The organism is Halomonas sp. KG2 (assembly GCA_030440445.1).
GTDB lineage: Bacteria > Pseudomonadota > Gammaproteobacteria > Pseudomonadales > Halomonadaceae > Vreelandella.
Genome location: CP098528.1, coordinates 3,218,820 through 3,240,403 on the forward strand (window position 1 = coordinate 3,218,820; position 21,584 = coordinate 3,240,403).

The 21,584-nt window shown below is 52.9% G+C and carries 18 protein-coding genes; 5 read left to right on the forward strand and 13 right to left on the reverse strand.

Features of this window, described 5'->3' with window-relative positions; genetic code table 11:
- Position 1 precedes the first annotated feature (1 nt).
- The 4 genes from NDQ72_15025 to NDQ72_15040 all read right to left on the reverse strand — a co-directional run bounded on the left by NDQ72_15025 (position 2) and on the right by NDQ72_15040 (position 4,225).
- Positions 2–997 (reverse strand): YihY/virulence factor BrkB family protein, encoded by a 996-nt coding sequence (locus NDQ72_15025; protein ID WKD27359.1) that lies wholly within the window; start codon positions 995–997, stop codon positions 2–4.
- The gene (locus NDQ72_15030; GenBank protein ID WKD27360.1) at positions 998–1,663 is read right to left on the reverse strand and encodes an alpha/beta hydrolase; all 666 of its coding nucleotides are present in this window, start codon (positions 1,661–1,663) and stop codon (positions 998–1,000) included. It lies immediately after the preceding gene.
- Positions 1,664–1,736: 73 nt separating this feature from the next.
- Positions 1,737–3,506 carry an SLC13 family permease gene (locus NDQ72_15035; GenBank protein ID WKD27361.1) on the reverse strand — a complete coding sequence of 590 codons (1,770 nt, stop codon included), beginning with the start codon at positions 3,504–3,506 and terminating at the stop codon, positions 1,737–1,739.
- 179 nt (positions 3,507–3,685) lie between these two features.
- Complete coding sequence (locus NDQ72_15040; GenBank protein ID WKD27362.1) at positions 3,686–4,225, reverse strand: IS3 family transposase; 540 nt, start codon at positions 4,223–4,225, stop codon at positions 3,686–3,688.
- Positions 4,226–4,306: 81 nt separating this feature from the next.
- Between NDQ72_15040 and NDQ72_15045 the strand changes: the two genes are divergently transcribed.
- A protein-coding gene (locus NDQ72_15045; GenBank protein ID WKD27363.1) for an IS3 family transposase occupies positions 4,307–5,394 on the forward strand; the annotation gives its coding sequence in 2 pieces (ribosomal slippage) (positions 4,307–4,559 and positions 4,559–5,394; 1,089 coding nt in all).
- 353 nt (positions 5,395–5,747) lie between these two features.
- On the opposite strand, the gene NDQ72_15050 is transcribed toward NDQ72_15045, so the two are convergent.
- The 4 genes from NDQ72_15050 to NDQ72_15065 all read right to left on the reverse strand — a co-directional run bounded on the left by NDQ72_15050 (position 5,748) and on the right by NDQ72_15065 (position 9,892).
- Positions 5,748–6,065, reverse strand: coding sequence for a transposase (locus NDQ72_15050; protein WKD27364.1), 318 nt, complete (start codon positions 6,063–6,065; stop codon positions 5,748–5,750).
- A 227-nt stretch (positions 6,066–6,292) separates the two neighbouring features.
- Positions 6,293–6,496 carry a cold-shock protein gene (locus NDQ72_15055; protein WKD27365.1) on the reverse strand — a complete coding sequence of 68 codons (204 nt, stop codon included), beginning with the start codon at positions 6,494–6,496 and terminating at the stop codon, positions 6,293–6,295.
- A 202-nt stretch (positions 6,497–6,698) separates the two neighbouring features.
- A complete protein-coding gene (locus NDQ72_15060; GenBank protein ID WKD27366.1) occupies positions 6,699–8,354 on the reverse strand; it encodes a GMC family oxidoreductase N-terminal domain-containing protein in 1,656 nt (551 codons plus the stop codon).
- Positions 8,355–8,380: 26 nt separating this feature from the next.
- Entirely contained in the window at positions 8,381–9,892 is a 1,512-nt protein-coding gene (locus NDQ72_15065) for a CoA-acylating methylmalonate-semialdehyde dehydrogenase (GenBank protein WKD27367.1), read from the reverse strand.
- 137 nt (positions 9,893–10,029) lie between these two features.
- Here NDQ72_15065 and NDQ72_15070 point away from each other — a divergent pair, with 137 nt between their 5' ends.
- The 3 genes from NDQ72_15070 (at position 10,030) to NDQ72_15080 (ending at position 13,240) form a co-directional block, all read left to right on the forward strand.
- Entirely contained in the window at positions 10,030–10,932 is a 903-nt protein-coding gene (locus tag NDQ72_15070; protein ID WKD27368.1) for a LysR family transcriptional regulator, read from the forward strand.
- An 89-nt stretch (positions 10,933–11,021) separates the two neighbouring features.
- Positions 11,022–11,657, forward strand: a complete 636-nt coding sequence (gene msrA, locus NDQ72_15075; GenBank protein ID WKD27369.1) for a peptide-methionine (S)-S-oxide reductase MsrA — start codon at positions 11,022–11,024, stop codon at positions 11,655–11,657.
- A 200-nt stretch (positions 11,658–11,857) separates the two neighbouring features.
- Entirely contained in the window at positions 11,858–13,240 is a 1,383-nt protein-coding gene (locus tag NDQ72_15080) for an NAD-dependent succinate-semialdehyde dehydrogenase (protein ID WKD27370.1), read from the forward strand.
- A gap of 89 nt (positions 13,241–13,329) precedes the next feature.
- Here NDQ72_15080 and NDQ72_15085 read toward each other — a convergent pair whose 3' ends face one another.
- The 5 genes from NDQ72_15085 to NDQ72_15105 form a co-directional block, all read right to left on the reverse strand.
- A complete protein-coding gene (locus tag NDQ72_15085; GenBank protein WKD27371.1) occupies positions 13,330–13,818 on the reverse strand; it encodes a phosphatidylglycerophosphatase A in 489 nt (162 codons plus the stop codon).
- Complete coding sequence (locus NDQ72_15090) at positions 13,818–14,591, reverse strand: tellurite resistance TerB family protein (protein WKD27372.1); 774 nt, start codon at positions 14,589–14,591, stop codon at positions 13,818–13,820. The genes NDQ72_15085 and NDQ72_15090 overlap by 1 nt, the downstream gene beginning before the upstream one ends.
- Positions 14,592–14,696: 105 nt before the next feature.
- Complete coding sequence (locus NDQ72_15095) at positions 14,697–17,762, reverse strand: SMC family ATPase (protein WKD27373.1); 3,066 nt, start codon at positions 17,760–17,762, stop codon at positions 14,697–14,699.
- Positions 17,759–18,907 carry an exonuclease SbcCD subunit D gene (locus NDQ72_15100; GenBank protein ID WKD30413.1) on the reverse strand — a complete coding sequence of 383 codons (1,149 nt, stop codon included), beginning with the start codon at positions 18,905–18,907 and terminating at the stop codon, positions 17,759–17,761. The genes NDQ72_15095 and NDQ72_15100 overlap by 4 nt, the downstream gene beginning before the upstream one ends.
- A gap of 144 nt (positions 18,908–19,051) precedes the next feature.
- Positions 19,052–20,710, reverse strand: a complete 1,659-nt coding sequence (locus NDQ72_15105; GenBank protein WKD27374.1) for a DASS family sodium-coupled anion symporter — start codon at positions 20,708–20,710, stop codon at positions 19,052–19,054.
- Positions 20,711–20,963: 253 nt separating this feature from the next.
- On the opposite strand from NDQ72_15105, the gene NDQ72_15110 reads away from it, so the two are divergent.
- Positions 20,964–21,572, forward strand: a complete 609-nt coding sequence (locus tag NDQ72_15110; GenBank protein ID WKD27375.1) for a CDP-alcohol phosphatidyltransferase family protein — start codon at positions 20,964–20,966, stop codon at positions 21,570–21,572.
- Positions 21,573–21,584: the final 12 nt, after the last annotated feature.

Genomic DNA, 21,584 nt, shown 5'->3' on the forward strand with positions numbered 1-21,584 from the left:
ATTAATCCCGCGGTTGGTGTCGCGCATCAACATTTTCGCTATTCCAGGGATTTTCAACACCCACCGTGTCAGCAGCAAATGCCTGACGTTCGCCAAGTGAGCGAGCAGCTCCCACCGTTGTGTCGTTGCAGGTCTGGCGCTCCATTTCGCAGTTGAGTTCGGCACCAAACAGCACCACAAACGCTGACAGCCAAAACCACAGCATTAGCGCCACAACAGCACCAAGAGAGCCATACAACTCACTAAAGGTAGAAAAGTACCGTACGTAAAGCGACAAGCCACCTGAGCCTAGTAACCACATAGTGGTGGCAAACAGCGTGCCATAGCTTAACCAGCGCCACTGGGCAGAACGTCGATAAGGCGCGTAACGATACAGCAAAGCAATAAGCACGCTCATCAGTAACAACAGCGCGGGCCAACGCAGCCATTTCAAAACACTATCCACCGGTGGCTCAATCGTCAGCGCATCCACCACTATCGGCACAATGGCGATAAACCCCAGTGACACTAGCGTCATTATGATCAAGCCAAAGGTCAACGATACCAGCACAACACCACGTAGCAATAACGGGCGCTTTTCGTGTTCGCCATACACTACGTTTAAGCCAACCACTAATATGGAAACACTTTTCGACGCGATGTACATGGCCACTAACAGCCCCGCAAGCGCTGTCATCACATTGCCAGACTCCGTCGTCTCGACCACCTCTTGAGCCTGCTGGTCAATCAAGTTTGCCGCATCCGGTGGCATAAAGCGGCTAATTTCGTAAAGCTGACGGCCTGCCTCAACAGGATCAAACAGCAAACCCCAAAGAGAAATAACGGCGGCGATGGTCGGAAATAGCGCCAGCAGAGCATAAAAAGCGATGCCCGCGGCAAAGATAGTAATCCGGTCCCGACGTGCAGCTCGCACTACACGCCAAATAATATCGAGCCACCCCTCACGAGGAATATCACCAGGTGCGCCAGCTCTACGACCTCGGTACTGCTTACCCACTTAGCCCAACCGCTCGCTCAGCCACTTACCAATATCATTTACCTGCTGCGGGCATAGCGCATGCGCCATCGGATACTGGCGATAATTAACCGTGTAGCCCATTTCTTTTAGGCGTTCGACACCACTGCGACCCAGAGTCTCAGGAACGATGGGGTCGAAATTCCCATGATGCACTTCGATGGGTATCTCACGATTGGAGTCAGCTAAATCGATGCTATCGGCCGTCGCAAAATAGGTCGACATTGCCAACAGTCCGCCAAGAGGCTGAGGGAACGAGAGTGCCGCCTGATAAGCGACTGCGCCACCTTGGGAAAAACCCGCTACGATAATACGACGACTGTCGATCCCTTGATCAATCTGTTCTTCAATCAGCGCCTGGATACGTTCAGCAGATGTTTTCAGCTGCACTTCATCTACCCGACGCCCTAAGTCCATAGCGAGAATATCGTACCACGCAGGCATCACCATGCCGCCATTAATAGTGACCGGCAAGCGCGGCGCATGGGGCATAATAAAACGCACATGTGCTGAGTCTGGTAGTGTCAGGGCTGGCACTAGCGGCTCGAAATCGTGCCCATCGGCACCCAACCCGTGAATAATAAACACGCACGCATCGGCGGGTTGACCATTTTGCGGTTCAATAATCAGTTCGCCTGGGGCTGTCATGGGCTCTTTCCTTGCTGACGTTAAAAGCGCCACCCTAGCGTAAAGTGACGCGTTGAGCGAGTCATTTGCCTGCTTAAAGCGGCCAAACCAGTGGAATAAGGGTTAAGGCAATGGCTCCCGTCAATAGGTTTAAGCCACCACCAACGCGTAAGAAATCACTGACCCGGTAGCCGCCAGGGCCATGCACCATGAGATTCGTTTGATAACCAATCGGTGTCAAAAAACTCGCCGAGGCAGCAAACATTACCGCCACCACGTAGGGCATCGGGTTAACCCCCAGGCTTTCTGCTGCTGCCATGATCACCGGAAAAATGATCACCGCAGCGGCATTATTGGTTACCAACTCGGTTAACATTGCCACAACGCAATAAGTAGCAATTAATAGCAACAATGGGTTACCCGCTACCAACGATAGAACACTGCCCGCCAGGAAATCCGCCGCGCCGGATGTTTGCAGCGCAGCCCCCACCCCGAACGATGCTGCAATGGTCAGCAACACTTGCGTATCCAGGCCACGCTTAGCAGCGCCCACGGAACAACAACCGGTTAACAGCGCGAGCGCCGCGCCCAACATGGCAGCATTGAGCATACTTAAGACACCTAATGCCGCCAACAGCACCGCCCCCAACAGAATCGCCCAAGCCAGCGGAGCTTTTTCATGAACAGGCCGCGCTGAACCGTTCAACTCACTAATTAAAAGAAAGTCTTTCGATTGGCGGTGGCGCTCAATGAACGGAGGGCGCGCTTCTAACAGCAGCACATCAGCAGGTTGCAAACGGACTTGGCCTAAGTTGCCGGTTACCCGCTCACCGCCACGACAGATTGCTAATACAGCAGCGCCATACAGCGTTCTAAAACGGCCGTCACGAATCCGCTGTCCAATAAACTGACACTGGTTCGATACCACTGCTTCAACCAAGCGACGCTCTTTAAACTCTTTTTCCAAACTCGACGCCGCATCACGAGAAGGGATGAGTCCACGAATCTGCTGTAGCTCTACAGCGGCGTCCGAGGTGCCCACAAAAACGAGTCGGTCGCCTGCCTTTAGCTGCTCGCCTGGCCCCACCACACTCACCACATTACCTGCACGCTCAATTTCGACTAGAAAAAGCTCTTGAAGGTGGCGTAATCCAGCTTCTTCCACCGTACGATCAACCAGCACCCCCGCCGGATCAACTTCCATTTCGATAGTGAACTCGCGAGGATTAGCAAACGCTTTTGACATCCCCTCTCGTGAGGGCAATAAGCGTGGCCCTAAGAAGATAAGATAAGCAAGACCCACCAGCGCAACAGGGACACCTACCCACGCTAAATCAAATAGCCCCATCTCAAGCGCGGGATAGCGCTCTACTAACAAACCATGCACAACTAAGTTAGTACTGGTACCAAACAGTGTAATGGTACCGCCTAGAATGGAAGCGAAGCTGAGCGGCATTAAAAGCCGTTGAGGAGAAAGCCTTAGTCGCCGACTCCAACTCATTACAGCAGGGATGTAGGTAGCCACTACGGGCGTGTTATTGAGGAAACCGCTCAGCGATGCCACGGGTAACAGCAGCCGAACAAGCGCACCCCGCTCACTGTTAGGACGACCCAGTACATAGCGAATAATCAGGTCAATGCCGCCCGTTTCACGAATACTGGCAACCAGCACATACATGAAGGCCACGGTGAACAAGCCACTGTTGGAAAAACCACCCAGCGCCTGCTGAGGATCAATGACCCCCAAGGTCATTAACACCACGACGGCACCAAGCAGAATAATGTCTGGCCCCAGTCGAGACAGTGTCATTAACGGGAAGATAGTCAGCACTACCCCCACGGCTATCCAAGCATCCAGCGACATATCCTGCATCCCTAACCTAAAATCTTAGGAGCATTGTGCCGCCTCGGAGATATTCTAAAAAGTTATTTTTAGAAACACAGTAAGAACAAAAAAGAATATAGGCGTGAGAAGTGAGAAGTGAGAAGTGAGAAGTGAGAAGTGAGAAGTTGGTATGCCCCCATTTTTGTAGACACTTGGGTTTAACTGTTCGCAGCATAGGCGCTGGGAGTGAGACCTCCTAGCGTCATGTGTCTTCTCATTTTTGGATAGAACTCATCAATATAGTATCGGATCTCATCGCCCATATCGCTTCGTTCTATAGTGCCTAGCGGCTTTGTCCATTCCTTCTTGAGCAAGGCAAAAAAGCTTTCTGCACAGGCATTATCCCAACAGTTTCCTCGGCGAGACATGCTTATTGTGACCTCGCGGCCGTTAAGCCACGCCATCACCTCTTCGCTGCGATACTGTGTGCCTTGGTCAGAATGAAAAAGTAATTCCTTTCCAACCGGTTGAGAATACTTCCAGGCTGACTCCAGTGCGTTTAACACCAGTTGTGAACTGTTGACTGCCCCCTGCGCATAACCAACGATTTGACGGGTACCAAGGTCCATGACAGCTACCAGATAGAGCCATCCTTCCTTACAGCGAATCTGGGTAATATCCGAGACCCAAACCTTGTTCGGCTCGCCGACTGAAAATCGCCGATTCAGTAAGTTAGGCAAAACGGGTAATGTCGACACAGTGCGCCGAGGTAATCCCCCCGAAAAACCAGGGTGTTCAAAAGTAGAATTTTCCGTAAGCTAAACGCAGGGAGATTCTGCATGAAAAAATCACGTTTTTCTGACAGCCAAATACTGTCAATTCTCAAGCAAGCCGAAGGCGGCGCTCCGGTTCCAGAGCTGTGTCGTGAGCATGGCATGAGCAGTGCGACTTTCTACAAGTGGCGAGCTAAATTCGGCGGCATGGATGCGTCCATGATGGCCCGGTTGAAAGAGCTAGAGGATGAAAACCGACGGCTCAAGAAGATGTACGCTGAGGAACGATTGAAAGCGGACATCCTCAAGGAAGCCATCGAAAAAAAGTGGTGAAGCCGTCTCGACGCCGTGAGATGGCGCAGAAAGCCGTCAATGAGAAGCGCATCAGCATTCGACTGGCTTGCTGGATGTTCAGCATCAGCGAGACCTGCTATCGCTACCGGGCCAAGCTCAGCAGCGAGAATACCGAGATCGCCGACTGGCTAATCCGGTTGACCCATAACCAGCGCAATTGGGGCTTCGGCCTGTGCTTTTTGCACCTGAGAAACGTCAAAGGGTTTGGCTGGAATCACAAACGGGTTTACCGAATTTATCGGGAGCTGGAACTGAACCTGCGGATAAAACCCAAGAAACGCCTGGTTCGTGAAAAGCCGGAGCCATTGGCCGTGCCGGAAATGATCAATGACAGTTGGTCGATGGACTTCATGCACGACCAGCTCAACGATGGTCGCAGATACCGGCTGCTGAATGTGATTGATGACTTCAACCGCGAAGGCCTTTGCATCGAAGTAGACTTCTCGCTTCCGACAGAGCGTGTTATACGGTCACTGGAGCAGATCATTGAGTGGCGGGGCAAACCGCGCTCTATTCGCTGTGACAACGGCCCTGAATACATCAGCGGCAAGCTGGCGAACTGGGCGAAAAACCAAGGCATTGTGTTGGCGTTTATCCAGCCCGGCAAGCCCCAGCAGAATGCCTATATCGAACGCTACAACCGAACGGTGCGTTACGATTGGCTGGCCCAGTATCTGTTCGACAGCACCGAAGAAGTCCAAGGTTATGCTACTCGCTGGCTCTGGCACTACAATCACGAACGACCCAATATGGGACTCGGAGGAATCACTCCTCAACAGAAGTTGGCCATGATGGCCTGAGGCCTACTTTTGAAGCCCTCTAAAAATGGGGGGATTACCCCGATACCCGGGTTTCAAGGCGGTACAGGAGCGATAGCCTGCTTCTTGAAGGAGGCGTTGAACCTGATTCTTCCCGCAGCGGTACCCTTCATCTTGAGCTTCAATCCATAGTTTCCGATAACCGGGCACGCTTTTCATTTTCTTGGCACGCTCTAGCAAAAAAGACGTGATGCTTTGATGACGCTTTTGCATTTTCCCGGGACGCCGTTGGCGACCTTTCCATCGGTAGTAACCTGATCGAGAGACACCGAGTACTTCACAAGTTATTGAGAGCGGCCACTGCAACTGGCGATGGATCTCAATAAAAGCAAATTTTACTTGCCGTGCTTGATAAAGTACTCGTCCGCTTTTTTTAAGATTTCAGTCTCCAGCTGGGATCTTCTTAGCTGTTTTTTCAACCTCTTGATTTCATTTTCAAGCTCCTGAACGCTTTTTTCAGGGCCATCATTGGCAATTTTCTTGTCAGACGATGTGTGATCCATGGTCAACTCCTTGCGCCAACGACTTAATGTATTCGGATGTATACATAGTTTGGCAGCAAGCGCTGTCTGCGTCTGCGGTGAAGAGAGTGACGTTTGCACGGCTTCACGTTTAAACTCATCGGAATACCTGGGGCTACGCTTATATTTCATAACACCTTCTCTCTGAAAAAGGTGTCTACTTTTTCAGGGGCACTCCAGGTGAGAAGTGAGAAGTGAGAAGTGAGAAGTGAGAAGTGAGAAGTGAGAAGTGAGAAGTGAGAAGTGAGAAGTGAGAAGTGAACAGGATACCGATTAGATAAAAACGAAAAAACCCCGCGAAAGCGGGGTTTTTTAGCATATTAGCGTTAACCGCTAACAGCGAACATCATCGTTTCTAATTAAAGAACTTTGATGTTAGAAGCCTGAAGGCCTTTTTTACCCTGAGTCACGTCGAAGGAAACCTTCTGACCGTCTTGCAGAGTTTTGAAGCCGTCAGCTTGAATTTCAGAGAAATGCGCGAACAGGTCGTCGCCATTGTCGTCCGGAGAAATGAAGCCGAAGCCTTTAGTGTCGTTAAACCACTTAACGGTACCAGTTGCCATGATCGAAATCCTCGATGTAGCTTGATGTAGAGCCGGGTAATACCCGAGTTGCAGTGGGTAGAACAAGAAACTTTCACCAGACTAAACGCTTGGGCGTTTCGATACTGCTGACAACGTTCGACTTGCTAACCAACTGCATTCAGCATGCGCTTAACTTAGCCGCACGTCAATACTATAGTTAAAAAAAATGTCAGGGTGATGACTAGTCCGCTGCCACCATCCACCCTGCTGCTTTCTCAGCAATCATTAAGGTAGGTGAGTTGGTATTACCGCTGGTAATGGTCGGCATAATACTGGCGTCCACTACTCGCAGACCGCTCACGCCCTTAACACGCAGCTTGGAATCCACCACGGCCCCCGGATCGTCATCGCGGCCCATTTTCGCCGTCCCAACGGGGTGAAAGATCGTGGTACCGATATCGCCCGCCAATTTGGCCAGCTCTTCGTCGCTTTGATACTGCACCCCAGGCTTAAACTCTTCTGGCTGATACTTAGCGAATGCCTGCTGCTCGGCAATTCGCCGCGTAACCCGTAATGAGTCTGCCGCCACCTTGCGGTCTTCTTGCGTGCTCAGGTAGTTAGGCTCAATGGCGGGCGCCGTCTGTGGATCACGGTTTTTGATCCTTACCGAGCCACGGCTTGTGGGGTTAAGGTTGCAGACACTGGCAGTAATCGCCGGGAAGTCGTGTAACGGCTGGCCAAACGCATCCAGACTTAATGGCTGTACGTGGTACTCGATGTTGGCGTGCTGATACTCGTCAGAACTGCGCGTAAAGATACATAACTGAGAAGGCGCCATACTCATCGGCCCCCTACGTTTCAGCACGTATTCCAAACCAATCATGGCTTTACCCAGTAGAGTACTGGCCATGGTATTGAGCGTTTTTGCCCCTTTCACCTTATAGACAGAACGAATCTGCAAGTGGTCCTGCAAGTTTTCGCCTACGCCAGGTAGCGCTGCCACCACATCAATACCGTGTTGTTGTAATAGCTCGGGCGCGCCAATACCGGAAAGCTGCAGAATCTGTGGCGAACCGATAGCGCCAGCACTCAGCACAACTTCTTTATTGGCTGTCACGTTGATCGTTGCGCCTTCACGCAAAAGCTCAGCGCCCGTGCAGCGTGGTTGGCCACCTTGTGGTTCAAATAGCAAACGATTGACGTGGGTAGAGTGCCAGATCGTTAGGTTGGTGCGTTGCTTGATCGGCCGCAAAAACGCTTTAGAAGTATTCCAGCGCCAGCCATTGCGCTGGTTGACTTCAAAATAGTTAACGCCTTCGTTATCACCACGATTGAAATCGTCAGTGCGCGGAATGCCCGCTTGCACCGCCGCCTCAGCAAAATCATCTAGCACTTGCCAGCTTAAGCGCTGTTTTTCGATCCGCCATTCGCCACCATGACCATGATAACGGCGATGATCGGCATCGCCTTCACCACCTTCATCCAAACGGTGATGGTCTTCGTGTTTCATAAAATCTGGCAAGCAGTTCTCCCACCGCCAGGCGTCATCGCCGGTCAACTCGGCCCAGTGATCGTAATCGCGTGCCTGACCACGTAGATAAAGCATGCCGTTAATGCTGGAGCAGCCACCTAGCGTTTTACCCCGGGGGTAAATAAGTGAGCGGCCATTGAGCCCTTTGTCAGGCTCGGTACGAAACAGCCAGTCAGTGCGCGGGTTGTTGATGCAGTAAAGATAGCCCACCGGAATATGAATCCAGTGGTAGTTATCCGGCCCGCCTGCTTCAATTAGCAACACCTTATTACTTGGGTTAGCACTGAGTCTGTTAGCCATCAGGCACCCTGCGGTGCCTGCGCCGATCACAATATAATCGAAGTTATTATTAGTAACATGTGACATGAACGGGCTCCCGTAACGTAATGGCGTTACTTCGCCGTAGGCATCACAAACTCGGCGCCTGAATCAATAGAGTCTGACCAGCGCTGCATAATGGATTTCTGTTTGGTATAGAAGCGTACGCCCTCTTCACCATAAGCATGCGTATCGCCAAACAGCGAACGCTTCCAACCGCCGAAACCATGCCACGCCATGGGTACCGGAATGGGCACATTGATGCCGACCATGCCCACCTGAATACGGCGACCAAATTCCCGCGCAACGCTACCGCTCTCAGTGAAGCAGCTCACTCCGTTACCAAATTCATGGTCATTGATCAGTTGAATGGCAGTGGCAATATCCGGCACCCGAACACAGACCAACACTGGGCCGAATATCTCTTCTTTATAAATGGTCATCTCGGGGGTGACATGATCAAACAGAGTACCGCCCATCCAGAAGCCTTCGGCACAGCCGTCGCCGGTTTGCGCGACATCAAATTCACGGCCATCTACCACCAAGTGTGCGCCTTCTTCTACACCTTTATTAATGTAACCGGTAATCCGCTCGTGAGCCTGACGGGTGACAATCGGGCCCATTTCCGCATCCAGCTGCATGCCGTCTTTAACCTTCAGCGCCTTGGCACGTTCCGCCAGTTGAGCCACCACGCCATCCGCCACATCGCCCACCAGCACCGCCACGCTGATTGCCATACAACGTTCGCCCGCCGAGCCATAAGCAGCGCCGATTAAGGCATCCACCGCTTTATCCAAGTTGGCATCCGGCATCACTACCATATGGTTTTTAGCGCCACCCAGTGCTTGCACCCGCTTACCGTGCTTAGCGCCGCGCTCGTAAATCAGGTTAGCAATCGGCGTAGAGCCAACAAACGACAACGCCTTAACATCCGGATGGTCGATCAACGCTTCAACGCTGTCTTTATCGCCCTGAACCACATTGAACACACCATCCGGCAGACCAGCCTGCTTGAGCAGATCGGCAATCATCAGCGAGGCACTGGGGTCAAGCGGACTAGGCTTAAGAACAAAGGTGTTACCTGCAGCAATCGCCACGGGGAACATCCACATCGGTACCATGACGGGGAAGTTGAACGGCGTAATGCCAGCCACCACACCCAATGGCTGACGCATGGTCCAGTTATCAATACCCGTACTCACCTGCTCGGTATAGTCGCCCTTTAACAACTGAGGAATACCGCAAGCGAATTCAACGACATCAATCCCCCGGGCAACTTCGCCCTGGGCATCAGTAAACACTTTGCCATGCTCTTTAGTAATTGCTTCCGCCAATGCATCTTTATGGGCGTTGAGCAGCTCCAAAAACTTGAACATTACCCGTGCCCGGCGAATGGGCGGGGTATCGGCCCAAGTAGGAAATGCCGCTTTAGCGGCTTGCACAGCACTATCTACATCGTGTGCAGAGGCAAGCACTACGTTTCCGGTGACGTTACCCGTCGCAGGATTAAAGACATTTTGAGAGCGACCCGAGACTCCCTCGTTGATCTGCCCGTTAATGAAATGGTTAATAGCGGTTGTTGTCATTGGGCTACCTTTATAAGCAGATTAAAATAACAAATTAAGTATCGACAGATTAACACGCTCTAAAAGGCAATCAATTGAGTAATCTTTAACCTGGATATAAGCTTTACTAATAACATAACAGCAACAGGCGCTCGCTTATGCAAGAGAACTCAGCGCTACGGGCATTTGTAGCCGTCGCACGTACTGGAAGCGTTTCACGGGCAGCTGACCAGCTATGCCTGACTCAACCCGCCGTCAGTCTAAAGTTGAAGCAACTTCAGCAGCACTTAGGGTTAACCCTATTCACCCGTCGCCCTCAGGGGTTAACGCTAACCGCCGATGGCTATGCGTTATTGCCCGCCGCAGAAAATGCCCTGGCCAGCGCCCTGGCCTTTGAGCAACGCGCTAGCGCTTTGCACAGCACCCTGCGAGGAAAACTAAAAATCGGCACGATTGTTGACCCGGAATTTATTCGGCTGGGCAAATTTCTCAGCCGATTGATGGCTCGCGCCCCTCAATTGGAAACCGAGCTGCACCACGGGATGAGTGGCAACGTATTAACGAAAGTAGAGCAAGGCGAACTGGATGTGGGCTTTTTTCTCGCCCCTCCCGGCGAAGGATCAGGAAGCGAAATCCTTGCTTGGCGTGAGCTGACCCACTTCCACTATCACGTAATTGCCCCAGCAGGCTGGGAAACCAAACTGTTAGATACTCGCTGGGAAGCTCTAGCCAGACTTCCCTGGATAGTCACGCCCTCGGTCTCGGCACACCACCGGCTGCTAGAGCGCGTCCTAACCCCAAGTGGCGCCACACCTAATAGGGTTGCCCAAGTAGACCAAGAAGCTTGTATGCTGGATTTAGTACGTGCGGGAGTGGGTCTAAGCTTAGCAAGGGACGCGCTGGCAATGGCCGAACGCCAGGAAAGCGGTTTGGCTGTAGCCGAAAATGTTCGTCTGCCCTGCGCACTTAGCATGATATGGCGCAAAGAACGTGCCGCGGAGCCGACTATCAGAGCGGCATTGGATACGTTAGACACAGTATGGCCTTACCGGCTGGGGTAGCGAATAGGTTATGTAAGGTATTAGCCAACGTTGCCACTAAGCGACTCGACATCGAGCGATAACTCACCACGTCTACTGGAGTGCTTACAATGATTCGATACCACCGTTTTCGCCTCTTATCTCAGCCCTTAACGCTGTTTGTCATAGCGGCCGCAGGTCTCGCCAGCACGCCACTCCATGCCCAATCCAATACGGAAGCCACTTTTGCTGGCGGCTGTTTTTGGTGCATGGAACCGCCCTACGATAAGCAGCCCGGCGTCAGCGCCACCATCTCTGGTTATATGGGCGGCGAGCTTGAAAACCCTACCTACGAGCAGATTTCTCGCGGTGGAACTGGCCATGTCGAAGTGGTGCAAATTGCCTACGATGACAGCCAAATCAGCTACGAACAGCTGCTAGAGATTTTCTGGCGCAATATTGACCCCTTCGCCATAGACCGCCAGTTTTGCGACAGCGGTGACCAGTACCGCTCAGCAATTTTCTACCATGATGATGAACAACGAGAACTAGCAGAAGCATCCAAAGCTGAAATGGAAGCACGCTTTGACCAGGCTATAGCGACTGAGATAGCCCCTGCCAGCGAGTTCTGGGAAGCTGAAGAGTATCACCAGGATTACTATGAAAAAAATCCACTGCGCTACCGATTTTATCGCTTGAGCTGTGGTCGTGATGATCGCTTGGAAGAAGTATGGGGTGAAGAAGCAGGCGGCCCAACATTTCAGTAGCCCACCATAAACGTGCGAGCTTAACGGAACGTTTTTTACCGGTGACTGCCTTAGGGGTAGCGCTTTAGTTAAGACGCTAACAATCAATTTGGGCAAAGCAGCGTTTTTTCTACTAGAGTGGAGAATCAGTATTAATAGACCAGTCGGCTAATAGCTGGTCTATTCTTTAACGCCCCGTTGATCAAAAGATAGGAGATCTTATGAGCAACAGCATCACAACCGTCAACCCAACCACCGGCGAAACGCTTGAGACTTATGCGCTAATGGATGCCAGCCATGCCAAGCAGATTGTCGAGGCTAGTCATGAAGCGTTTCTCGACTGGCGGCTTAAACCACTTGAACAGCGCGCTAAGGTAGTGAAAGCCATTGGCGAGGCGCTTAACGCCAATAAAGAAGAGCTTGCCGAACTGATGGTGAAGGAAATGGGCAAGCTACCCAACCAAGCCCGCCAGGAAGTCGAGCTTTGCGCAGGTATATGCGATTACACCGCGAAGCATGGCCCCACTACATTAGCTGACGAAGAGCGCAACCCCAGCAATGGCGAGCGTGGCATTGTCACTTACTCTCCCATGGGCGTTATCTATGGCATACAGCCGTGGAACTTCCCTGCTTATCAGGTAGTGCGTTACTCCATCGCCAACATTATGGCGGGTAATAGCGTGCTCCTGAAACATGCTGAGAATGTCACTGGCAGTGGCCTACTGCTCGAAAAAATTTATCGTGAGGCTGGCCTACCGGAAAACGTTTTCCGCACGATCATTATCTCTCACGATGTATCTGATGAGGTGATTGCACACCAGGCGGTTCGTGGCGTCACGCTTACGGGCAGTGATGGTGCAGGACGTAAAGTGGCGGCAAAAGCAGCCGAGCACCTGAAAAAAACCGTACTGGAATTGGGCTCAAACGATGCCTATTTGGTGCTGGATGATGCCGATCTCGATGTTGCCGTCAAAACCTGCGTCACTGGCCGAGTGTTTAATACCGGACAGACCTGCGTGGCTGCAAAACGCTTCGTGGTGACCGATGCCAACTACGAAGCGTTCAAAGAGCGTTTTGTGGAAAAAATGAAGGCGCTGAAAGTAGGCGACCCCAGGGCAGATGACACCGACTTAGGCCCCATGGCGCGGGTTGACCTACGCGATGCTCTCCACGAGCAGGTGGAACAGAGTGTGCGTAAAGGCGCAAAAATCCTCTGCGGCGGAGAAAAGCCATCTGGTAAAGGCGCGTTTTACCCAGTGACCGTGCTGGATAACGTGACACCCGGCCAGCCCGCCTACGATGACGAGCTATTCGGACCCGTCGCGGCGCTGATTCGCGCTAAAGACGACGAAGACGCCATGCGCATTGCTAATGACAGCCGTTATGGTCTCGGCGGCGGCATCATCTCCAAAGACGTGAAGCGTGCTACTGAACTTGCCAGCAAGTACTTTGACACCGGCATGGTCTTCATCAATGGCTTTGGCGTTGCCACCCCGGAAATGCCGTTTGGCGGCGTCAAAGATTCCGGTTATGGGCGTGAGCATGGTGGTTTCGGTATGCTTGAGTTCGTTAACGCAAAATCGGTAATTGTTGTTAAAGAGTGAGGCAGTAAACGCTCAGAATCATAGGTCGTAAAAAGAACGCGCCATTAGCTTTCAACAGGCTAGCGGCGCTTTTTTGTTGCTGATATCTTTTATGGGTTCAAACGTTGCTCAGAGGCTCCGCGCTGCCAAAATTTCAGTATTAGTGCCATCACTACCCACGTCACTAACGCCGCAATAACATCATCTAACACAATTCCAAAGCCACCCTGCACATACTCTGCCAAATGAATTGGCGGCGGCTTCAGCGAATCAAAGAGGCGATAAATAACGAATGCCAACGCCATTACCAGTGGATGGCGTGCCGCTTGTAGCCCAATAACCGCTAACGGGAACGCCAAGTACTCATCAGCAACAATGCTGCCATGATCTAATCCTGCGTAGTGCCACGCAGCGACGTGACAAATCGGCACTGCAAGTACCAGCAGAACAGCGATGACAGCGCCCTGCTGTACCAACGGTCGGCTTAACAACCACCATGCTAAGGGAATGCCCAGCAGCGAACCTACCGTACCCGGCGCGACTGGCGCTAGCCCCAGCCCAAAGCCGGTGGCTAGCCAAAAATTAAGTGTATCTAGCATTAACCTGCCTGCTGCGCCTGGCGTTCAAGCTCGGCAGCCATGTCGGGCGAGAGATTCAGCGCACTTGCCAATTGATCCAACCAGGCGCGCTCCATGGGATTTTGATCATCAGTGACAGCGACGCTGATCAGATACATCTCGCGGGCAGCCTGGGGAGAGTCGGCTTCACGGGCGAGTGTCTGAGCATCCAGCGGAGCATTAAGCTGCTGCTCGACCCAGCGATGCATCTCCTGATCGGCACCTAGCGCATCGATCTGCTCCGTAATGAGTGCCTGCTCTTGCTCATCAATGTGGCCATCAGCCCTTGCGGCCATAATCATTGCTTGCAACAGCTCAAGGCTGCGCCGCTCTTGATACTCACCGCTAAGCACTTCTACCCGTTCGCCCTCGGATGCATTTTGAGCAGCATTAGACGAGTTAGCAGCATTTTTCCCTTCCTGAGAGCTTTGCCATGCTTTCCAGGCCAGCATGCCCACACCAGCAATTGCGCCGTACTTGAGCGCTTTACCGCCCATGCTACGACCACGCTTAGAGCCAATGAGCATGCCCATTGCGCCACCACCTAACAGGCTCTTCATATCAAAACCGCTAGAGCCGCCTCCTTGCCGCGAGCCCTGGCCTGCGCTACTGCTGCCACCGCCTAGCTGGCGCGATAGCCCATCAATAACGCCTTTAACATCAATACCGTTTCCGCTGTTTCCACTACTGTTTCCACTACTTCTGCTACCGCTGGCCTGCTTCATCAACTGTTGTAAAATCTTGCTTGCGTTCATCCTTGCACTCCTAAGTGGATAGTATCTCTAGGACTCGCTAGACGATTCACTTCCGTTATAAAACATGCTGTATGAACGCAGCATGAATTAACGCCACCCCAGGCATTAAAGAAGCGCGCCCTTCACTTCCACCGAGCTACCAAGTCGGCTGGCACGCACTTCAACACGGACAGGCATTTGCTCTTTGAGTTCGCTGACATGAGAGATAATCCCGATCATTCGCCCGCCCATTTGTAACTCACTGAGCATCGCAATCGCTTGGTCTAACGCATCCTGATCAAGGCTGCCAAAGCCCTCATCAATAAATAGCGTATCCAACTGAATACCGCCTGCGTAGGCCTGTACCACGTCAGAAAGCCCTAGTGCCAGCGCCAACGCCGCCATAAACGACTCACCGCCGGAAAGCGTCGCTACCGAACGGCTCTTGCCGGTGTAGGTATCGGCCACATCCAACTCCAGTCCCGAGGCTTTGTTGCCCTTGGATGGGTCTTCGCGACGCACCAATTGGTAGCGCCCACGACTCATACGCACCAGTCGTTCAGACGCCTGAATCAGTACGTCGTCCAACAGCACTCCTAGCACAAACCGCTGCAAGCTAATGCGATTACCAGTGCGCCCGTTAGCAACTTCGCTTAATGTCCCCCACACTCGATACTGGGCTTCAAGCTCGGCCTGAGCCGCACGGGCGGCGGTAAGTTTCTGGCGAATACCCTGCAACGTATTTAACCGCCCATCTAGTGTTCGCCACGCTTCGAGTTGGGTATGCTCCTCCGCTTGGGCGGCTTCGGTGAGTGTGGCGAGTGCGGCTAGATCTGGCGGCGTTTTTTCGGCCAGCTGGGCGTGGTAATTGTGTAGCGCGCCGTCAAGTTCAGCCAACCGGCGTTGATAGGCCTCTACCTGGCGAGCCAGATCTTGCCGTTGGCTATCCTCTAGCTGAGCCGCCTGAAAGGCAGCTTCGCTGTCAAACGAACTAGCCTGTAGCGCTATTTGCCACTCAGCCTGAGCCTGTTCAAGCGCTTGCTGGCTACGCGCCAGCTGCTGGTTTGCACCGCGCAGTTGCTCCTCTGCCCGCGCCTGCTGAGTTTCGCTCGTCGAAAGCACCTGCTGTGCACGCTCCCAGGCCTGTTCAAGCTCAGCAATTTGGTTATCAAGTTCAGTGAGCGTTTGGCGCATGGCCAACGGGTTACGGGCATCTTCTGGCAGTGATTGGCTTAATTGATCGCGCTGGCTCTCTAGCCGTAACGCCTCCTCTTTGGCCTTTTCAACCGCAGGCCGTTGGGCTTTGAGCTGTTTGTCCAGCGTGCCCCAGTCACGGCGACGCTCGTCACGGGCAGCGTTTTGCCGATTAATCTCACCCTCAACATGTTGCCGACGCGCGACTTGGCGGCGCAATTGTTCGCAGGCCTGTTGCAGCTCAAACGGCGGTTGGCTGGCCCACTCACCAAGCAGGTGACTAAGGCGCTGCGCCTGCTCAGCGTTATAGCTAAGCTGTTGTGCTAACTGTTGCTCCTGACGCTCAGCGGTTTGTAAGGCGTGGCGGGTTTGCTCCTGGGCTGAGCGGGCTTCTTCTACCTGCGCTTGGGTAACGATATCAGCATGCTGAACCGCTGGGGATGGGTGTTCAAGGCTGCCACACACCGGGCAAGGTGCGTCCTCTTCCAGGGTGAGCGCTAACAGTGCGGCTTGCCCTTGGTGCCAGCGCATCTCTTGCTCAGTTGCGTGGCGCTTAGCCTGTTCTGCTTCGCTGCGCCGACCTTGAAGTGCCGCCGTTGCCTGCTGTTGTTGAGCGACAAGTTCACGCCTCTGCCGCATCAGCGCCTCCAACTCCTGTCGCTGAGCTAGCAGGCTTTCATGGCGGCTCAGCTCTGCAGGGGCGCTGGCCAACTGCTGACTTTCCGTTTGCAGCTGCTCAAGAGTAACGCTTAGCGCTTCACCTTGCTGACGAATACCGTCTAATTGAGCTTCATCACGCTTAAGTATGCCATCGGCTTGCTGCCAAGCGGTTTGTGCCGCTTGCCAGCGCGCTTCAAGCTCACTTAACTGCTGGCTTTTGTGGATAAACTCGCCCAACTGACGATGGCGCTCGCGCAGTGCAGGTAGTTCGGTCTGGCGCTGGCGGGCCGTTTCAAAGGTACGCTTGGCTTGTTCAGTATTGGTACGCTGGGTAGTCAGCGCGGCATCAGCTTGTCGCTGCTCTTCTTGGGCGGTAGTGAGTGCCTGCTGCGCTTGGACTAACGCAGCCCTGTAAGGTCGTAGCGCTTGAGCGTGGTCGCTTTGGGTCAAACGACTCTGAAAGGCCGTTATTTGCGCCTGCTGCTCAAGGTGGCGTGCTTTCTCTGCAGCGAGGCTGTCCCGCGCTTCAAATTGGCGCTGTAACGCTTGGGCTTCATCTCGTCGCTGTTCAGCACTACGGCGCTGCTGCTGAGCGGTTTCAAAACGCTGGCGCGCTTGCCCTACTTGCGGGGTTAGCGCCTCTACTTCTTGCGCTAATGCCGCTTCGCTTTCCAGCTCGCCCCCGGCCAAAATGCCGCTGATATGCTGGCGGTGATCATTCACCGCTCGCTCAATTTGATTCGCCTGGGTACGCAGGCGCTCTTCAATACGCTGAAAAATCTGGGTTTGAAATAGCTGCGAAAAAATTTTCTCGCGATCTTTCGATTCCGCTAACAACAGTTCACGAAACTTCCCCTGGGGGAGCACCATCACTTGGCGAAATTGATTAGCATCCAGACCTATTAAGGCGTGCAGTTGGCTGTTGGCATCGGTGACCTTACGCGCCACCAAACATTCATCCTCATCACCTTCCGGGGTCAGCCGCCACAGCTGGGCTTCAGCACTTTGTGTGGTTGTGCCTTCACCAGCCGCCTTGGGGCGCTCCTGCTGGGGCACCCGGCGCACACGGTAGGCACTATCACGCAGGCGAAAATCCAAGCTAACCTCGGTCAACAAGGTAGCAGCAGCTTGGTCACAGCGCATTTGCCCGGCATCGCGGTCATTACCGGTGGTCTGGCCGTAAAGCGCAAAACAGATGGCATCTAATATCGAGCTTTTCCCTGCGCCCGTGGGGCCATTAATCAGAAACAACGGGCTTTTACCCAACGCAGTAAAGTCAATCGTTTCGCTGCCTGCAAAGGGGCCAAACGCCTGCATGGTGAGCGTTAACGGCGTCATGACTGGCTCTCCTGCTCACGGCTTAGGGAGGTGATGAGCTCGCGCATGGCACTGGCCTGCTCATCACTCATATTGCCCCCGCTAGTTTGGCTAAAGAAATCACTAAACATATCCAACGCGCTAAACTGCAGCCGCTCGCGGTCTAGCTGCTGACGCCCTTGGGCTTCCAACATGCCGGGCTTTTCTAAATGCAGCACGTTGGGGTAGACATCGCGTAGCTTGCCCATGGGGTCAAGAATCGCGTGGCGGTCGGTCAAACGAACGAGTAGATAGTCATCGGTTTGGGTATCGGTTTTGCCTTGTGCTAGCAGCTCGGCCAGTTCGCCTTCCAGCACACGTACCTCTCGGCGCGGCGTCAGCGGGCGGTGCTCGATCTGGCTCACGCCCTCGGGGCCAATATCCACCAGCGTGACGCCTTTGCGCTGGTTAGCCTCTGAGAAGCTGTATTTAAGCAGCGAGCCACTGTAGCGAATATGGTTACCACCGCGATATTGCGGCCCATGAAGGTGGCCTAAGGCGACATAGTCAAACGACTGCATCGGCTCCCAAGCAACACTTTCCGCGCCCCCCAAGGTTAACGGTCGCTCTGAATCACTGGCACTGCCGCCATCCACAAAGCAGTGGCTCATAAGCACAGTCGGTCGACCCGCTTGACGCTGGGTGTTGATACGTTCGACTAAGTAACGGTGGGCGCTGTCGAAATCGCGGACATCCACCGAAAACTGGCTGCGCACATACTCCGGGTCAGCGTAGGGAATACCGAACACATCCACCTCTTCCCCATTAATCGACAGTGTCACGGGATGATCGCAGGCAGATAGATCAGACAGAATATGCAGCCCTGCTTGGCGCAGGTGGCGCGCCCCGAAGCCGAGTCGCTCAGCGCCGTCGTGGTTGCCGGAAATCATAATCACCGGTAGGCCACGCTTTTCACACAGCTCACCAAGCACCTCATCTAACAGCGTGACGGCGGCGGATGGCGGCACCGAACGGTCGTAGATATCGCCTGCAACCAGCACAGCATCCACCGCATCGCGGTCGATAATATCCAGTAGCTGGTTCAATACATGGCGCTGGTCTTCCAGCAGGGAGAGGTTGTGAAACAGCCGTCCTAAATGCCAATCGGCGGTATGAAGTAGTCGCATGGCAGGCTCAACGCAAAAAATATGCCCCATCATAGCAATCTGCATTCCAAACTGTCCGTCACGCAGCACAAAAAGCTTGCTACCAAAGCTCTCTACAAAAAGCCCCGCACATGGCGGGGCTGGAGCAACATTAGTGACTGGCTGTTAGTCGCGGAACGCGTCCGGATAGGTGGTTAGATCGATTCCCCACATGAGGGGCAATAAGAAATAAACCGCCGCGACGATAAGCAGCAGTGCGAAAATATTCAGCCAGAACCCGTTGCGTACCATTTCGATAATTTTGATTTTTCCGGTCGCAAAAATAATCGCATTGGGGGGCGTGCCCACCGGCAGCATAAAGGCGCAATTCGCTGCCATGGCCGCAGGTACCATTAGCACGAACGGATGGATATCCAACGCCAGCGCCAACGAGGCAAGCACCGGAAGAATCATCGTGGCCGTTGCTGTATTGGAAGTGATTTCGGTCAAGAACAACACCATTCCAGCGGCTAGCAAGATCACTAGCAAGAAGTTAACGCCTTCCAGCACACTCATCTGACCACCGATCCAGGCAGCTAAACCAGAAGAGCCAAAACCAGCAGCAATCGCCAAGCCGCCGCCAAATAGCAGCAGAATGCCCCAAGGCACGTCTTTGGCAATATCCCACCCCAGCAAGCAGCCGCCTTTGCTTGGCGAAGGAATTAAGAACAGCGCAATCGCCGCCACAATGGCAATCATCGTGTCGTTAATACCTGGGATGGTTAGTATTTGGCCTTGCCACAGGAAAGAGCGAGTAATCCAGAAAAACGCCGCTAACAGGAAAACAACCAGCACTGCTTTCTCTTCAAAGGTGATCTTACCCAGCGCGGCCTTTTCCTTAGCAATGAGCGCTTTGCCACCCGGAAGGTTGCTGAAGTTAATCGGGTAAATAAAGCGTGTCAGCATTAGCCAACCAATAAACAGCAGCACCACAACAACCGGGAAAGCAAACATCATCCAACTGGCAAAGGTAATTTCAACGCCAAACAGCTCATTCACAATCGCTGCCAGAATAATATTGGGAGGCGTACCGATCAGGGTACCCAAACCACCGATAGTGCCGCCGTAACCAACGCCAAAAATCAGTGCTTTACTGAATTTATCGATGTCTTCGCTATGATCACCCTCGCTCTTATTCAGCTCCTGGGTTACCTGATACACAATTGCAGTGCCAATAGGCAGCATCATCATGACCGACGCCGTGTTGGATACCCACATCGACAAAAAGCCAGTGGCCGCCATAAAGCCGAACACAATACTGTTAATGCTGGTGCCCAATACCGAAATAATGGTGAGGGCAATACGCTTATGCAGATCCCACTTTTCCATCGCTAGGGCAATCATAAAACCGCCGAGGAAAAGGAAGATAATAGGATTACCGTATGCTGCCGTTACCGCACTACTCTCAAGCGCCCCAGTGATCGGTAGCAATACAATGGGCAAAAGTGACGTAACAGGAATAGGTATGGCTTCGGTAATCCACCACACGGCTACCCAAAGCGTGGTGGCAAGCACCATGCGGCCTTCTAAGCTAAGTTCCGCGGGGTGGAAAAACAGCAGCACGAAGGCAAACAGCATCGGCCCTAGCACTAGCCCAACCTTTTGAGCTGTCGTATAGGCAGGTGGCTTTGGCGGTCTGCTACCCGAGTGTTGTTGCTCACCTGACGTAGTAGAGGATGAGCGTCCAGCGCCGGAGGTTGGCAACGCACACATAAGTAGGTTTTTGACTTGGTCATGGGAGTGCCAAAGCGACTCCCAGAGTGTCATGGTGGCAGTTCTGCGCATTATCAAAGTACCGTTCGCAGTCAGGTGATCGAAAGGGTGCTTAACTCAGTAAACCCCTATGGCGTATTTAAACCAGCCTAGCTGGCTTTTTGGTGCCCTTTATTCACTGCAGCCAAGTATTAGTCCAGCGAATTGACAAAAATTACAACCAAAGTCTAACAACTTTAGTTGTAGCTGTTAGCGCTCCTTACCCTGATGTGACACTGCGCTTTTATCCCGGTAGGTTTGAGTCTTTTTCCAAGGAGGTAATCACGTGCTCGACCGTTTTACTATGCCGTTGACCCATCGACCACTTGCCAGTATGGCTCGGTATCTCAACAACCGGCAGATTACCCCTGACCAAGTTACCTTAGTGGCTTTTTTAGTGGGTATGAGCGCGCTACCGCTATTAGCCTTTGAATATTATGTTTTGGCACTAATGGCGATTTTATTGAACCGCCTTGGTGATGGGCTGGATGGCGCGCTTGCCCGGCTAAGCAGCCAGCAAAGCGATGCGGGTGGGTTTATTGATATCGGGTTGGATTTTGTCTTTTATGCCGCGGTCGTACTGGGGTTCGCGCTGGCTAACCCTGGGCAAAATGCGCTGGCAGCCGCGCTACTGCTATTCGCATTTATCGGCACGGGAACATCGTTTTTAGCCTTTGCTATTGCGGCGAAAGCACGCAATGTTGAACGGCCAAACTTTCCACAAAAGGCATTTTACTATTTAGAGGGATTAACCGAAGGCACAGAAACCGTTATCGCGTTAGTGCTCTTTTGCTTATTTCCTCACTATTTTCCATGGTTAGCGGGGCTATTCGCAGTCGCTTGCCTAATCACGACTGCCACGCGGCTATGGGGAGGCTATTGGACCCTACGCTAGCACTTAAGATCG